At 57.1% G+C, this 14,710-nt stretch carries 11 protein-coding genes and 1 riboswitch; of the genes, 9 read left to right on the top strand and 2 right to left on the bottom strand.

The features are described from left to right. The first annotated feature begins 54 nt into the window (after positions 1-54). Genes leuA through leuD form a run of 4 tightly spaced genes read left to right on the top strand, consistent with a single transcriptional unit; the run spans position 55 to position 4,731 of the window. Positions 55-1,617, top strand: coding sequence for a 2-isopropylmalate synthase (gene leuA / locus ACXIZX_RS02780; protein WP_008108623.1), 1,563 nt, complete (start codon positions 55-57; stop codon positions 1,615-1,617). Positions 1,618-1,619: 2 nt separating this feature from the next. Next, entirely contained in the window at positions 1,620-2,711 is a 1,092-nt protein-coding gene (gene leuB, locus ACXIZX_RS02775) for a 3-isopropylmalate dehydrogenase (protein ID WP_008108624.1), read from the top strand. A 4-nt stretch (positions 2,712-2,715) separates the two neighbouring features. Further along, entirely contained in the window at positions 2,716-4,122 is a 1,407-nt protein-coding gene (gene leuC / locus ACXIZX_RS02770) for a 3-isopropylmalate dehydratase large subunit (protein WP_008108626.1), read from the top strand. Between the two features lie 3 nt (positions 4,123-4,125). Beyond that, positions 4,126-4,731: a 3-isopropylmalate dehydratase small subunit gene (gene leuD, locus ACXIZX_RS02765; RefSeq protein WP_479403553.1), complete on the top strand. Its 606-nt coding sequence runs from the start codon at positions 4,126-4,128 to the stop codon at positions 4,729-4,731. A gap of 34 nt (positions 4,732-4,765) precedes the next feature. On the opposite strand, the gene ACXIZX_RS02760 is transcribed toward leuD, so the two are convergent. Further along, positions 4,766-5,944 (bottom strand): MFS transporter, encoded by a 1,179-nt coding sequence (locus tag ACXIZX_RS02760; protein ID WP_179451961.1) that lies wholly within the window; start codon positions 5,942-5,944, stop codon positions 4,766-4,768. A 255-nt stretch (positions 5,945-6,199) separates the two neighbouring features. Here ACXIZX_RS02760 and sgrR point away from each other — a divergent pair, with 255 nt between their 5' ends. The 4 genes from sgrR to thiQ all read left to right on the top strand — a co-directional run bounded on the left by sgrR (position 6,200) and on the right by thiQ (position 11,375). After that, positions 6,200-7,861 carry an HTH-type transcriptional regulator SgrR gene (sgrR, locus tag ACXIZX_RS02755; protein ID WP_179451960.1) on the top strand — a complete coding sequence of 554 codons (1,662 nt, stop codon included), beginning with the start codon at positions 6,200-6,202 and terminating at the stop codon, positions 7,859-7,861. Between the two features lie 114 nt (positions 7,862-7,975). After that, positions 7,976-8,071: riboswitch (TPP riboswitch) on the top strand. 46 nt (positions 8,072-8,117) lie between these two features. Further along, positions 8,118-9,104, top strand: coding sequence for a thiamine ABC transporter substrate binding subunit (gene thiB, locus ACXIZX_RS02750; RefSeq protein WP_479403552.1), 987 nt, complete (start codon positions 8,118-8,120; stop codon positions 9,102-9,104). Beyond that, positions 9,104-10,690, top strand: coding sequence for a thiamine/thiamine pyrophosphate ABC transporter permease ThiP (gene thiP, locus ACXIZX_RS02745; RefSeq protein ID WP_479403551.1), 1,587 nt, complete (start codon positions 9,104-9,106; stop codon positions 10,688-10,690). The genes thiB and thiP overlap by 1 nt, the downstream gene beginning before the upstream one ends. Further along, the gene (gene thiQ / locus ACXIZX_RS02740; RefSeq protein WP_061723453.1) at positions 10,674-11,375 is read left to right on the top strand and encodes a thiamine ABC transporter ATP-binding protein ThiQ; all 702 of its coding nucleotides are present in this window, start codon (positions 10,674-10,676) and stop codon (positions 11,373-11,375) included. Before thiP ends, thiQ begins: the two co-directional genes overlap by 17 nt. Here the strand turns inward: thiQ and ACXIZX_RS02735 are convergent. Next, positions 11,372-12,136, bottom strand: coding sequence for a DedA family protein (locus ACXIZX_RS02735; protein WP_008108634.1), 765 nt, complete (start codon positions 12,134-12,136; stop codon positions 11,372-11,374). The two genes, thiQ and ACXIZX_RS02735, sit on opposite strands and share 4 nt — an antisense overlap. Positions 12,137-12,301: 165 nt before the next feature. On the opposite strand from ACXIZX_RS02735, the gene polB reads away from it, so the two are divergent. Beyond that, a complete protein-coding gene (gene polB, locus ACXIZX_RS02730; protein WP_479403550.1) occupies positions 12,302-14,662 on the top strand; it encodes a DNA polymerase II in 2,361 nt (786 codons plus the stop codon). Positions 14,663-14,710: the final 48 nt, after the last annotated feature.

Below are 14,710 nucleotides of genomic sequence, written 5' to 3'. Positions count from 1 at the left end.
CGGGTTTTTTTATGCTCGTAGCACCGGCAACGTTAATGCATAAGGAAGATTACGATGAGCCAGCAAGTTATTATTTTCGATACCACTCTGCGTGATGGCGAACAGGCTTTACAGGCCAGCCTGAGTGTTAAAGAAAAACTGCAAATCGCTCTGGCGTTGGAACGTATGGGCGTGGATGTGATGGAAGTGGGCTTCCCCGTTTCCTCTCCAGGCGATTTTGAATCCGTACAAACCATCGCTCGTACCATTAAAAACAGCCGCGTCTGCGGACTGGCACGCTGCGTTGAGAAGGACATTGACGCCGCATACGAATCACTGCGTGTGGCTGAAGCGTTCCGTATTCACACCTTCATCGCGACTTCGCCGATGCACATCGCCACCAAATTGCGCAGCACGCTGCCGGAAGTGATTGAACGCGCGGTGCACATGATCAAACGCGCTCGCAACTACACCGACGATGTTGAGTTCTCCTGTGAAGATGGCGGTCGTACGCCAATCGACGATTTGTGCCGCATGGTTGAAGCCGCGATCAATGCCGGTGCAACCACCATTAACATCCCGGACACCGTTGGCTACACCTTGCCAGGCGAATACGCCAATATCATTGGCCAATTGGTGGCACGTGTTCCCAACATCGATAAAGCCATCTTGTCCGTTCATACCCATGACGATTTGGGTATGGCGACCGGCAACGCCATCGCCGCAGTATTGGCCGGTGCGCGTCAGGTTGAAGGTACATTAAACGGTTTAGGTGAGCGCGCCGGTAACTGTGCGCTGGAAGAAGTGATCATGGCGATCAAAACCCGCCAGCAGATCATGAACGTCCACACCAATATCAATCATCAGGAAATCTACCGCACCAGCCAAACCGTTAGCCAAATCTGCAACATGCCGATTCCAGCCAACAAAGCTGTGGTCGGTTCTAACGCCTTCGCCCACTCTTCCGGTATTCACCAGGATGGCGTGCTGAAGAACCGCGAAAACTATGAAATCCTGACGCCGGAATCTATCGGCTTGCACAAAATCCAGCTGAACCTGACTTCCCGTTCTGGCCGCGCCGCGGTGAAACACCGCATGGAAGAGATGGGCTACAAAGAGTCTGATTACAACCTCGACACCTTGTACGACGCCTTCCTGAAGCTGGCCGACAAGAAAGGTCAGGTCTTCGATTACGATCTGGAAGCGTTGGCCTTCATCAACAAGCAGAACGAAGAGCCAGAATATTTCCAGCTGAACGAATTCAACGTGCAGACCGGCTCAAGCGTGACCGCGACGGCCTCCGTGCAGTTAGGCTGCGGTGAAGAGACCAAAGCGGACGCCGCAACCGGTAACGGTCCGGTTGATGCGGTTTATCAGGCGATCAACCGCATCACCGGCTTTGAAGCCGAACTGATCAACTACAAGTTGACGGCAAAAGGCCACGGCGAGAACGCGCTGGGTCAGGTCGATATCGTGGTCAACTACAACGGTCGTAAATTCCACGGCGTTGGCCTGGCGACCGATATCGTCGAATCATCGGCGAAAGCGATGGTGAACGCGTTGAACAATATTTGGCGTGCTAAGCAGGTGGAAAAAGAACTGCAGCGTAAATTTAAAGATCAGAAGGAAACGGTGTAACTATGTCTAAGTCTTCTCATATCGCGGTATTGCCAGGCGACGGAATTGGTCCGGAAGTGATGGCGCAGGCCATGAAAGTTCTCGACGCAATTCGTACGCGTTTCGACATGCGTATCACCACCAGCGAATATGATGTTGGCGGTATCGCCATCGATCGTCATGGTGAACCGCTGCCACCGGCTACCGTTGCCGGCGCAGAGCAAGCGGATGCGATTCTGTTTGGCTCGGTAGGTGGCCCGAAGTGGGAACATCTGCCGCCTGCACAGCAACCTGAGCGCGGTGCGCTGCTGCCACTGCGTAAGCACTTCAAGCTGTTCAGCAACTTGCGCCCTGCCGCGCTGTATAAGGGTCTGGAAGCGTTCTGCCCGTTGCGCAGCGATATCGCCGAGCGCGGTTTCGACATCCTGTGCGTGCGTGAACTGACCGGCGGCATCTACTTCGGTCAGCCGAAAGGCCGTGAAGGCAGCGGCCCACATGAGCGCGCTTTCGATACTGAGGTTTATCACCGTTTCGAAATCGAGCGCATTGCGCGTATCGCGTTTGAATCAGCGCGTAAGCGCCGCAACATCGTTACCTCAATCGATAAAGCCAACGTGTTGCAGACTTCCGTGATGTGGCGCGAGATTGTCAACGAAGTGGCAAAAGATTATCCGGATGTGCAGTTGAGCCACATGTACATCGATAACGCCACCATGCAGCTGATTAAAGATCCATCACAGTTTGACGTGCTGCTGTGTTCTAACCTGTTTGGCGACATCCTGTCAGATGAATGCGCGATGATTACCGGTTCGATGGGCTTGCTGCCTTCTGCCAGCCTGAACGAAGAAGGTTTTGGCCTGTTTGAGCCTGCGGGCGGTTCCGCACCGGATATCGCTGGTCAGAACATTGCCAACCCGATTGCGCAGATTCTGTCGCTGTCACTGCTGCTGCGTTACAGCCTGAATGCGGATGAAGCAGCCGCAAGCATTGAACGCGCTGTCAGCCGCGCGTTGGAAGCGGGTTATCGCACCCGTGATTTGGCCGGTGACGGCAAGGCCGTGAGCACAGATGAGATGGGCAGCATCATTGCCGGTTTCATCGCCGAGGAAAAATAATAAAATGAAAAGCTTATACCAGAAGTTATTTGATGCACATGTCGTCCACGAAACGCCTAACGAAACGCCGTTACTCTATATCGATCGCCATTTGATCCATGAAGTGACGTCACCGCAGGCCTTTGATGGCCTGCGCGCGCACGGCCGTAAAGTGCGCCAGCCGTCGAAAACCTTTGCCACCATGGATCATAACGTTTCGACGCAGACCAAAGATATCAATGCGTCTGGCGAGATGGCACGTATTCAGATGCAAGAGCTGATCAAGAACTGTGCTGAGTTCGGCATTCAGCTGTATGACCTGAATCACCCGTTCCAGGGCATCGTGCACGTGATTGGGCCAGAGCAAGGCATGACGTTGCCGGGCATGACCATTGTGTGCGGCGATTCCCACACCGCCACCCACGGCGCGTTCGGTTCACTGGCATTCGGTATCGGTACTTCCGAAGTTGAGCACGTGTTTGCCACGCAAACCCTGAAACAGGGCCGCGCGAAAACCATGAAGATTGAAGTGCTGGGCGAAGCTGCGCCGGGCATCACTGCCAAAGACATCGTCTTGGCGATCATCGGTAAAACCGGTAGCGCTGGCGGTACCGGTCACGTTGTCGAATTCTGTGGCCCAGCAATTGAAGCGCTGAGCATGGAAGGCCGCATGACGTTGTGTAACATGGCGATTGAAATGGGTGCCAAAGCGGGCCTGGTTGCGCCGGATGACACCACTTTCGCTTACCTCAAAGACAAGCAGTTCGCGCCGAAGGGCGAGCAGTGGGAACAAGCGGTCGCTTACTGGCGCACGCTGAAGTCCGACAGCGATGCCAAATTCGACAGTATCGTCACGCTGCACGCCGAAGATATCGCCCCGCAAGTGACCTGGGGCACCAATCCAGGCCAGGTGATGGCGGTAGATCAAGCGATCCCGAATCCACAATCCTTTGCCGATCCGGTTGAGCGCGCTTCTGCTGAGAAAGCGCTGGCGTATATGGATCTGCAGCCAGGCATCAAACTGACTGACGTGGCGATCGATAAAGTGTTTATCGGTTCCTGCACCAACTCACGTATTGAAGATCTGCGTGCCGCTGCCGCAATTGCCAAAGGTCGCAAAGTGGCACCGGGCGTAGTAGCGATGGTGGTGCCGGGTTCAGGTCCGGTGAAAGCACAGGCCGAAGCCGAAGGTCTGGACAAAATCTTCCTCGAAGCCGGTTTTGAATGGCGTTTACCGGGTTGCTCTATGTGTCTGGCAATGAACAATGACCGCCTCAATCCGGGCGAACGTTGCGCATCAACCAGCAACCGTAACTTTGAAGGCCGTCAGGGCCGCGGTGGACGTACGCACCTGGTGAGCCCGGCGATGGCCGCTGCGGCTGCCGTGACCGGTCGTTTTGCCGACATTCGTGAATTGACTCAGGGAGCGTAAACCATGGCGAACAAATTTACTCAACACAGCGGAATTGTGGCGCCATTGGATGCGGCCAACGTCGATACAGATGCCATCATTCCAAAGCAGTTCCTGCAGAAAGTGACGCGCACCGGTTTTGGCGCGCACCTGTTCCACGACTGGCGTTTTGAAGATGATGCGGGCACCGTGCCAACCGCCAGCTTCGTGCTGAACAAACCCGAGTTCAAAGGCACCAGCATTTTGCTGGCGCGTGAGAACTTTGGCTGCGGCTCATCGCGTGAGCACGCGCCGTGGGCGCTGACCGATTTCGGTTTCCATGTGGTGATCGCGCCAAGCTTCGCCGACATCTTCTATGGCAACAGCTTCAACAACCAGTTGCTGCCGGTGAAGTTGAGCGATGAAGAAGTGGATGAGATGTTCAAACTGGTTGCCGCGCAGCCGGGCGTTAGCTTCACTGTGGATCTGGAAGCGCAAACTGTTGCTGCAGGCGATAAAACGTATAGCTTTGAAATCGACAGCTTCCGCCGTCACTGTATGATCAACGGCCTCGACAGCATTGGCCTGACGCTGCAACACGAAGCGTCAATTTCCAGCTACGAAACCAACCAGCCCGCGTTCTTACGCTAAGGCAACAAGGGCGATGTGATGTCGCCCTTCTCCTTTATACATCCCGCACGCGTGACGCCAATCCCAACGCCAGCACCGCCAGCCCCAATGCCAGCCAGTAAACCGATTCATGACCAAAGCGCTCGCTCATGGTGCCCTGAATGATGCCGGCGATAATCATGCCGGTGGAAATCGAGGTGGTGAACAATGTCGTCGCCGCACCCGCGCGGCCCGGCATTAAATCCTGGAACCACAACATGCCAATCCCGGCGATGATGCCGATAAAGGCAGCGTTGAATAGTTGCAGCACCATCAATGCAGTACGCGACTGGAACATCACCAATCCGAGATAAAACACAATCGCCGCCGCCAGCGCCAGCAGCATCAGTTTGCGTTTGCCGGTGCGCCGCGCGTAATGCCCGGCCAGTAGCATGATTGGAATCTCCAGCCCGGCGGCAGTGCCCATCAGCAATCCCGCCAGCTTCTCCGGTAGGCCAAGCGTAGAGCTGATATACAGCGGCATATCAATGATATACATGGTGTTGCACGCCCACATGGTGACGGAGGCGATAAACAGCAACCGCACCTGGCTGTCTTTCCACGGGCTCAGCTGCGTCAGCACCTCTTCAGGCGATGCCACCACGCGCGGCACCGACGGCAAGGTACGCCAGATCAGCAGCATGCTCAGCAGGAAAATCCCCGCCGCCACGCAAAACAGCGTCACAAAGCCGTAGTTGAGCGCCAGCGCAAACGACAGCGGCGGCCCAATCACCCACGCCAGCGACAGCTGCGCACGCATCACCGAGCTGAACATCACCACTTCGCGCGCTGATTGATCGGCATATTCCCGCGCGAGGGCGAACACCTGCGGAATCGACACGCTGGCCAGCGCCGACAAAAACACGCCCAGCGTCACCAGCGTTAAATAGTGGCGATTGAAGGCAAACAGCAGCGCATTCAGCGTCGCCATCAGGCAGCAAAACAGAATCAGGTTGCGGCGATCGCCCTGGTTATCGGAGCGTTTCGCCATCAGCAGGCTAATCACAATCCCGGCGATCGCATTGATGGTAAAGAATAAGCCGACCCAGAATGGACTCACCTGCACTTCACGCGTCAGAAACAGGCTCAGCGTCGGCGCCTGCAGCGCACCGGCCACGCCGGTCATAAACGACACTGCCATAAATGAGAGATAGACCGGATTGATGCGACGTTGACGCGTTAACAGCGATTTCATGCAGAAATCCCTTTGCGGATAAAAAAAGGTAGAGAAATGAGGGTAGAAGATTCTACAGCAAAACGAAAAAAGCCAGCAGATAAAGCGCTGCTGGCGGTGAAAATGCACCCTACTCAGAAAGAGGTTCCACGTCGGCGGAACCGCTGGCAGAGCGCCATTCGTTGCTGAATGCCTCCCGCTCTTCCATTACCGTGCAGTATGCCTCTAATATGAGGCAGGAAAAACTGAGCGATTCTGACAAGGAGTTCCCCTTTTATGTCCTCATCACGTTTGCAGCAGCAATTCATCCGCTTATGGCAAAGCTGTCAGGGGCAGGATCAGGAAACCACGCTCAACGAGCTGGCGGATCTGCTGCACTGCTCGCGCCGGCATATGCGTAACCTGCTTAACGCCATGCAGAGTGAAGGCTGGCTGATTTGGCAGGCGGAAGCGGGACGCGGCAAGCGCTCGATGCTGAGTTTCTGCTATACCGGCCTGGCGCTCCAGCAGCAGCGTGCTGAGGATCTATTGGAGCAGGATCGCATCGAACAGTTAGTGCAGCTGGTGGGTGATAAAAATCAGGTGCGCCAAATGATCGCGGCGCATTTAGGTCGCAGCTTCCGCCAGGGCAAACACATTCTGCGCGTACTCTATTACCGTCCGCTGCCCAATCTGCTGCCCGGTTCGCCGCTGCGCCGCTCGGAAACCCATCTGGCGCGACAAATTTTCAACGGCCTGATGCGCATAAATGAGGAAAAGGGGGAAATCGAACCCGATATCGCCCATCACTGGCAGCAAACCTCGCCGCTGCAGTGGCGCTTCTTCCTGCGCCCGGCGATCCGTTTTCATCATGGTCGTGAGCTGGAAATGGAGGATGTGATTGCTTCGCTGGAACGCGTGCGCAGCCAGCCGCTGTTTTCTCACATCAGTAAACTGGATTCGCCCGCGCCCTGGACGCTGGATATCCATCTGAGCCAGCCGGACGATTGGTTGCCATGGCTGCTGGCCAGCGTCAGCGCGATGATCCTGCCGCGCGAATGGCCAACGCTGCGTCAGTTTGCCCGCCAGCCGATTGGCACCGGCCCGTACAGCGTGGTGCGCAATCAGCAAACGCAGCTGAAGATCGCCGCTTTCGATGATTACTTTGGCTATCGCGCGCTGATTGACGATGTGTCAATTTGGGTGCTGCCGGAGATCAGCGATGAACTGGTGTACGCCGGAGTCAAACTGCAAGGCGAAACCGCCGATGAAAAATCGGAAGAGAGCCGTCTGGAAGAAGGCTGCTACTTTCTGCTTTACGATCAGCGCTCCGCATTGGGCCGCGATGCGCATTTCCGCCGCTGGGTGAGTTATCTGTTTAATCCAATCGCCTTATTGAATCATGCTGGCGTCGGCTATCAGCGTTACTGGTTCCCCGCTTATGGCTTGCTGCCACGCTGGCACCATCGCCGCGATCTCACGCCCGCCGACAAGCCAGCAGGTTTAACCCAACTGACGCTGAGCTGGTACAGCCATCACGTTGAGCATGAAGGTATCGCCAACGCGCTGCGACCGCTGCTGGCGCAGCAAGGTGTTGAGCTAATCACCCGCGTTGTGAGCTACGAAGAGTGGTTCGAGGGCGAAGGTGAAAGTGACATCTGGCTCGGCAGCGTCAACTTTACCTTGCCGCTCGAGTACGCGCTGTTCGCCCAACTGTTTGAGCTGCCGTTGATGCATCACTGCATCCCCATTGACTGGCAAGCCGATGCCGCGCGCTGGCGGCAAAAGGATTTACCCTTGGCGGATTGGAGTAAACAGCTGATCGACAGCGACTATCTGCATCCGCTGTTCCATCACTGGCTGCTGCTGGAAGGACAGCGCAGTATGCGCGGCGTGCGCCTCAATACGCTCGGCTGGTTTGACTTCAAATCAGCCTGGTTTGCGCCTCCGGAGCTGTGATACGCAGCAAAATCTGTAGGGTCGCCATTTATGGTGACCAGGTGCGCAACTCGGATACGTTAAGACTTCCAGCCAGTGATCCTTTCGCGCTGTCACATAAATGACTAGAATGAGCCGTTCTCAACGGGGTGCCTTGCTATCAGGGCTGAGAGAAACCCGTCGAACCTGATCCGGCTAATACCGGCGTAGGGATTTGAGATGTCTCACTCCTCAGATCCTTTGCGACTCAACTTATCTTCTCCTCAAGGAGCGCAAAGTGTTAAACAAAGTTCTGCCTGTGTTGCTGCTGGTTGCGGCACCGGCTTTCGCTGCCAAACCGGTTCTCACCGTTTACACCTACGATTCGTTCTCTGCCGATTGGGGCCCCGGCCCGGCGGTAAAAAAAGCCTTTGAGGCGCAGTGCGACTGCGAACTGAATTACGTAGCGCTGGAAGATGGCGTATCACTGCTTAATCGTGTGCGCATGGAAGGCAAAAACAGCAAAGCCGATGTGGTGCTGGGACTAGATAACAATCTGGTGCAGGCAGCGGAGAAAACCGGGCTATTTGCCAAAAGCAGCGTTGATACCAAAGCATTAACGTTGCCAGATGGCTGGCACAGCGACACCTTCATTCCGTTCGATTATGGCTACTTCGCCTTCGTCTACGATAAAAACAAAATGAAGAATCCGCCGAAAAGCCTGAAGGAACTGGTCGAAAGCCCGGAAAAATGGCGCGTGATTTATGAAGATCCGCGCACCAGCACGCCGGGCCTTGGCCTGCTGCTGTGGATGCAAAAAGTTTATGGCGATAACGCGCCTGACGCGTGGCAGAAGCTGGCACAAAAAACCGTTACCGTCACCAAAGGCTGGAGCGAAGCTTACGGCCTGTTCCTGAAGGGCGAAGGCGATCTGGTGTTGAGCTACACCACCTCTCCGGCTTATCACATTATCGAAGAGAAGAAAGAGAACTATGCTGCGGCCGAATTCAGCGAAGGCCACTATTTGCAGGTGGAAGTTGCCGCACAGTTCGCCAGCAGCAAACAGCCCAAGCTGGCGCAGCAGTTCATGCAGTTTATGGTTTCTCCGGCCTTCCAGCAGACCATTCCGACCGGCAACTGGATGTATCCAGTGATCAAAAGCGATCTGCCAGCCGGTTATCAATCTCTGCAGGTGCCCGCCAAGGCGTTGCAATTCACGCCAGCCGAAGTGGCCGACCATCGTGCTGCGTGGATCAGCGCATGGCAAAGCGCCGTTAGCCGTTAATGCCCGGCTGGTTAATTCCCGGTAGCGCCATCGCGCTGTTGCTGTGCGCGGTGGCGCTGCTGGCGTTTGGCGCATTGGTGATGGTTGCGCCGGCCACCGACTGGCGTGCGCTGCTCGACGACAGTTATCTGCATCATGTGCTGCTGTTCTCGTTTGAGCAGGCGCTGCTGTCGGCGCTGCTGTCGGTGCTGCCCGCAATCTTGCTGGCCCGCGCGCTCTATCGCCGCCGTTTTCCGGGACGCAATCTGTTGCTGCGCCTGTGCGCCATGACGCTGGTGCTGCCGGTGCTGGTGGCGGTGTTTGGCTTGCTCAGCGTCTACGGTCGCAGCGGCTGGCTGGCGCAACTGTGCGCGGCCATTGGCTTTGACTACCACTTTTCACCGTATGGCCTGCAGGGCATTCTGCTGGCGCACGTCTTCTTTAACCTGCCGCTGGCGACGCGCCTGCTGTTACAGGCGCTGGAGAGCATTCCCGGCGAGCAGCGGCAAGTCGCCGCCCAGCTTGGCCTGCGTGGCTGGAATCTGTTTCGCTGGCTGGAATGGCCGTGGCTACGCCGTCAGATTCTGCCGACGGCGGCGCTGATCTTTATGCTCTGCTTCGCCAGCTTCGCCACGGTGCTGGCGCTGGGCGGCGGACCGCAGGCCACCACGCTGGAACTGGCGATCTATCAGGCGCTGAATTTCGACTACGATCCGGGCCGCGCGGCGCTGCTGGCGCTGTTACAGCTCGGTTGCTGTTTGCTGCTGGTGTTGCTGAGCCAGCGCTTTAGCAAAGCCATTCCCACCGGCAGCCAGAACATTCGCGGCTGGCGCGATCCGCAGGATTCATGGCAGGCGCGCATCAGCGATACTGTATTGATTGGCCTGGCGCTGCTGCTGCTGTTACCGCCACTGGCGGCGGTAATCGTCGATGGTTTGCGCGGCGGCGTCGCCGGTGCACTGCAACAAGCGGCGCTGTGGCAAGCCACCTTTACCTCGCTACGCATCGCCGTGGGAGCCGGCGTGCTCTGCGTGGTGCTGACCATGATGCTGCTGTGGAGCAGCCGCGAACTGCGACAGCGCCACAACGTGGTCGCCGCGCAGGCGATGGAGATGAGCGGCATGCTGATTCTGGCGATGCCGGGCATTGTGCTGGCGAGCGGTTTCTTCCTGCTGTTCAACGCCACCGTCGGTCTGCCGCAGCGCGCCGATGGTTTAGTGATCTTTACTAATGCCCTGATCGCCATCCCTTACGCCATGAAAGTGCTGGAGAATCCGATGCGCGATATCAGCGCCCGTTACAGCCAGCTCTGCGCTTCACTCGGCATCTCCGGCTTCAACCGTTTGCGGCTGATTGAGCTGCGCGCGCTGAAACGTCCAATTGCTCAGGCGCTGGCGTTTGCCTGCGTGCTGTCGATTGGCGATTTCGGCGTGGTCGCGCTGTTTGGCAGCGCCGATTTCCGCACGCTGCCCTTCTATCTGTTCCAGCAGATTGGCGCCTATCGCGGTGCGGACGGCGCCGTCACTGCGCTACTGCTGCTGCTGCTCTGCTTGCTACTCTTTACTCTGATGGAAAAATTACCGGGTCGCCGTGCTGACACTGAATAACCTCACTTACCTTTATCAGCATCTGCCGATGCGCTTCAGTTTTGCGGCGCAGGCCGGTGAACGTCTGGCGATCCTCGGTCCGAGCGGCGCGGGGAAAAGTACCTTGCTGAGTCTAATTGGCGGTTTTTTGCCGATCAATCAAGGCGCGCTGGTGATGAACGACGTCGATCATACTCACAGCGTGCCGTCGGCGCGTCCGGTTTCCATGCTGTTCCAGGAGAACAACCTTTTTCCGCATCTGACGGTGCAGCAAAACATGGCGCTGGGGCTACATCCGGGCCTGAAACTGACGCGTGAACAGCAGCAGCAAGTCGTGGCTATCGCCGAGCAAACTGGCCTGCAGACAATGCTCGCGCGTTTGCCTGGCGAACTTTCCGGTGGCCAGCGTCAGCGCGTGGCATTGGCGCGTTGCCTGCTGCGCAATCAGCCGATTTTGCTGCTGGATGAGCCTTTCTCAGCGCTGGATCCGGCGCTGCGCAACGAGATGCTGCAACTGGTTCGTTCGGTATGCGAAAGCCGCAACATCACCTTATTGATGGTGTCGCACAGTCTGGAAGATGCTCAGCAAATTGCGCCGCGCAGTTTGGTGATCGTCGATGGGCGCATCTATTGGGATGGCAGCACTGAGAGTTTGGTGCGTGGTGAAAGTGAGGCGGCCGCCATCCTTGGCGTGACATCGCGTTAAGCGAAGAAGACTTTCCACAGCAGGTGGCGGAAGATCGGCATCATTGGATGGAACTGGATAGCGATAAACGCGCCCAAACCAATTGCCGCCATCAGCGGAGCCAGCCAGCGCAGGCGCGCAGTCGGCAGATATTTCGTTGCCCAATCGACGGTTTTTCCGCTGCGCCACCAGCGCCACAGCAGCCAGCCACCGATCCACAGCAGCAGCGCCACCAGCAACAGCAACCACTTAAAGCTGCCGCCCTGCGCGGCCTGCGGCACGTCAATCGCCACGCCCGCCAGAATGCCCGGCATCAAATAAGCGGGTGGCCAGAGAATACAACCAATCAGGTTAGGCGGCAGAAACTTGCGCACCGGCAGCTCCAGCATGCCGGCCGCCAGCGGAATCAGCGGACGCGTCGGCCCAACAAAACGCCCTACCAAAATGGTGAGCATGCTGTGCTGGTGCAATGCATGTTCGGTTTTATCCAGCAAACCCTTGTATTTTTGGATGTATTTCCAACGATGCAGCGGCCCCTGAAACTTCCAGCCGATGCCATACGAAACCCAATCCCCGATCAGGCAGCCAGCAAAACCTGCCGCCCACGCCGGGTAAAGACCAATTTGTCCACTTCCAACCAGCGCCCCAAGGCTGGCCATTAATACCGTGCCCGGCAACAGCAATCCCACGAAGGCCAGCGACTCAAGGAAAGTCACCAGCGCAACGGCGATCAGCGCGTACTCCAGCGATTGCGAAAACAGGTGTTGAATCCAGGCTTCCATAAATATCCTCTGCGGAATATAGAGGCTGGATTGTCCAGAGCACGGGAGCCAGCGTCAAGGCAAGAATTGTAGAACGATGTTGACAAAGTGGTGACAATTTCGCCCGCCGGGACACTGTATAAACATCCATGTTATACTCAATGCAATTCATTCTCTGGAGTTCACGTGACCGATCCGCGCGCAGGTTTTCTGCTTACCCGACATTGGCGAGATACGCCGACCGGCAGCGAAGTGGTGCTGTGGCTGGCAACCGACAGCGGCCCGCAGCGGCTGGTGCTGCCTGCCCAGGAATCCGTGGCGTTTGTGCCCGAGGAGTTTCGCGCGCAAACCGAAGCGCTGATCCGCGATGAGCGACACACACGCCTGCAAACGCTGGAGCTGAGGGATTTCCGCCGCCGCCCGGTGTTTGGCCTCTATTGTCGCAGCAATCGCCAGCTGCAAAATCTGGAAAAGCGCCTGCGTGAAAACGGTATTCCGGTGTATGAAGCGGATATTCGTCCACCTGAACGCTATTTGATGGAGCGCTTTATCACCGCGCCGGTGTGGTTTAGCGGTGAAACGCGCGGCGACAGCGTGGTCAACGCGCGCCTGAAGCCGCATCCTGATTACCGTCCGCAGCTGAAATGGGTATCGCTGGATATCGAAACCACTCAGCACGGCGAGCTCTACTGCATCGGGCTGGAAGGCTGCGGCCAGCGCCAGGTTTACATGCTTGGTCCGCCCAACGGCGATGCCAGCACGCTCGATTTTGAGCTGATTTATGTTGATAGCCGCCCGCAACTGCTTGAGCAGCTCAACGCATGGTTTGAGCGACATGAACCGGATGTGATTATCGGCTGGAACGTGGTGCAGTTCGATTTGCGCGTATTGCAGAAACACGCCGATCGCTACGGCATTCCGCTGCGTTTAGGACGTCACAAGCAGGCGCTGGAGTGGCGCGAGCACGGCTTCAAACCCGGCGTGTTCTTCGCGCAGGCGACGGGCCGCTTGATTATCGATGGCATCGACGCGCTCAAATCCGCCTTCTGGGATTTCCCCTCTTTCAGCCTTGAAGCGGTGTCGCGCCAGCTGCTGGGCGAAGGCAAAGCCATCGACAATCCATGGGATCGCATGGAGGAGATCAACTGGCGCTTTGCCAACGATAAGCCGGCGCTGGCGAAATATAACCTCAAAGATTGCGAGTTGGTGACGCGCATCTTCCAGCACACCGCCATCATGCCGTTCCTGCTGGAACGCGCCACGGTGAACGGTTTAGCGGTGGATCGTCACGGCGGTTCGGTGGCGGCCTTTGGTCATCTCTATATCCCGCGTATGCATCGCGCCGGTTTCGTGGCGCCGAATCTCGGCGAAGTGGCGCCGGAAGCCAGCCCCGGCGGCTACGTGATGGATTCGCGGCCCGGCCTGTACGATTCGGTGCTGGTGCTGGATTACAAAAGCCTCTATCCCTCAATTATTCGTACCTTCCTCATCGATCCCGTTGGGCTGGTCGAAGGCCTGGCGCATCCGGATGACGCCGATTCGGTGCCAGGTTTTCGCAACGCGCGCTTTTCCCGCCAAACACACTGCTTACCGGCGATTGTCGAGCAGATTTGGCAAGGCCGTGAAGCCGCCAAGCGCGACAACAACAAACCGCTGTCGCAGGCGCTGAAGATCATCATGAATGCTTTTTATGGCGTGCTCGGCACCAGCGCCTGCCGCTTCTTCGATCCGCGCCTCGCCTCATCCATTACCCTGCGCGGCCACGCCATCATGCAGCAAACGCGCGAGCTGATTGAAGCTGAAGGCTTTGATGTCATTTACGGCGATACTGATTCCACCTTCGTCTGGCTAAAAGGCGCGCGCAGTGAAGCAGAGGCGACAGCGATTGGTCGTCACCTCGCTGAACAGGTTAATGGCTGGTGGCAGCAGCATCTGCAATCGACTTATGGGCTGGAGAGCGCGCTGGAGCTGGAGTATGAAACCCACTTCAGCCGTTTTCTGATGCCAACCATTCGCGGCGCCGAACAGGGCAGCAAAAAGCGTTATGCCGGCATGATTCGCAGTGATGGCGGTGAGCGGCTGGTGTTTAAAGGCCTCGAATCGGTGCGCACCGACTGGACGCCGCTGGCGCAGCAGTTCCAGCAAACTCTCTATGGCCGCATTTTCCGTGGCGAGCCGTGGCAGGATTACATTCGCGAAACGGTCGCGCAGCTGCTGGCCGGGGAACTCGACGATCAGCTGGTATATAAAAAACGCCTGCGTCGCGCGCTGAAAGATTATGAGCGTAATGTGCCGCCACACGTGCGCGCTGCGCGCCTCGCCGATGAGCACAACCGCAAGCTGCAGCGCCCGTTGCAGTATCAAAATGGCGGCTCAATTCGCTATGTGATGGCAACAGCCGGCCCGGAACCGCTTGAGGCGCGGAATACGCCCCTCGACTACGATCATTACGTCACTAAACAGCTGCAGCCGGTGGCTGACGGCATTTTACCGTTCGTCGGTGATGACTTTGCTACACTCATTACTGGGCAGCTGGGGCTTTTTTGACAGGTGACGAATGCCTTGCCATCCAGTACCATAGCGCCCTTCCTGATT

Source organism: Candidatus Pantoea symbiotica (assembly GCF_056491525.1).
The sequence above is the reverse complement of the archived record's forward strand: the minus strand, read 5'-3'. Positions and strand labels throughout refer to the sequence as shown.

Excerpts from the sequence above, each read along its gene's own strand:
- thiP (WP_479403551.1), top strand. The coding sequence starts at position 9,104 with ATGCCCGGCTGGTTAATTCCCGGTAGCGCCATCGCGCTGTTGCTGTGC.
- leuD (WP_479403553.1), top strand. The coding sequence starts at position 4,126 with ATGGCGAACAAATTTACTCAACACAGCGGAATTGTGGCGCCATTGGAT.
- ACXIZX_RS02760 (WP_179451961.1), bottom strand. The coding sequence starts at position 5,944 with ATGAAATCGCTGTTAACGCGTCAACGTCGCATCAATCCGGTCTATCTC.
- leuB (WP_008108624.1), top strand. The coding sequence starts at position 1,620 with ATGTCTAAGTCTTCTCATATCGCGGTATTGCCAGGCGACGGAATTGGT.
- leuA (WP_008108623.1), top strand. The coding sequence starts at position 55 with ATGAGCCAGCAAGTTATTATTTTCGATACCACTCTGCGTGATGGCGAA.
- ACXIZX_RS02735 (WP_008108634.1), bottom strand. The coding sequence starts at position 12,136 with ATGGAAGCCTGGATTCAACACCTGTTTTCGCAATCGCTGGAGTACGCG.
- leuC (WP_008108626.1), top strand. The coding sequence starts at position 2,716 with ATGAAAAGCTTATACCAGAAGTTATTTGATGCACATGTCGTCCACGAA.
- sgrR (WP_179451960.1), top strand. The coding sequence starts at position 6,200 with ATGTCCTCATCACGTTTGCAGCAGCAATTCATCCGCTTATGGCAAAGC.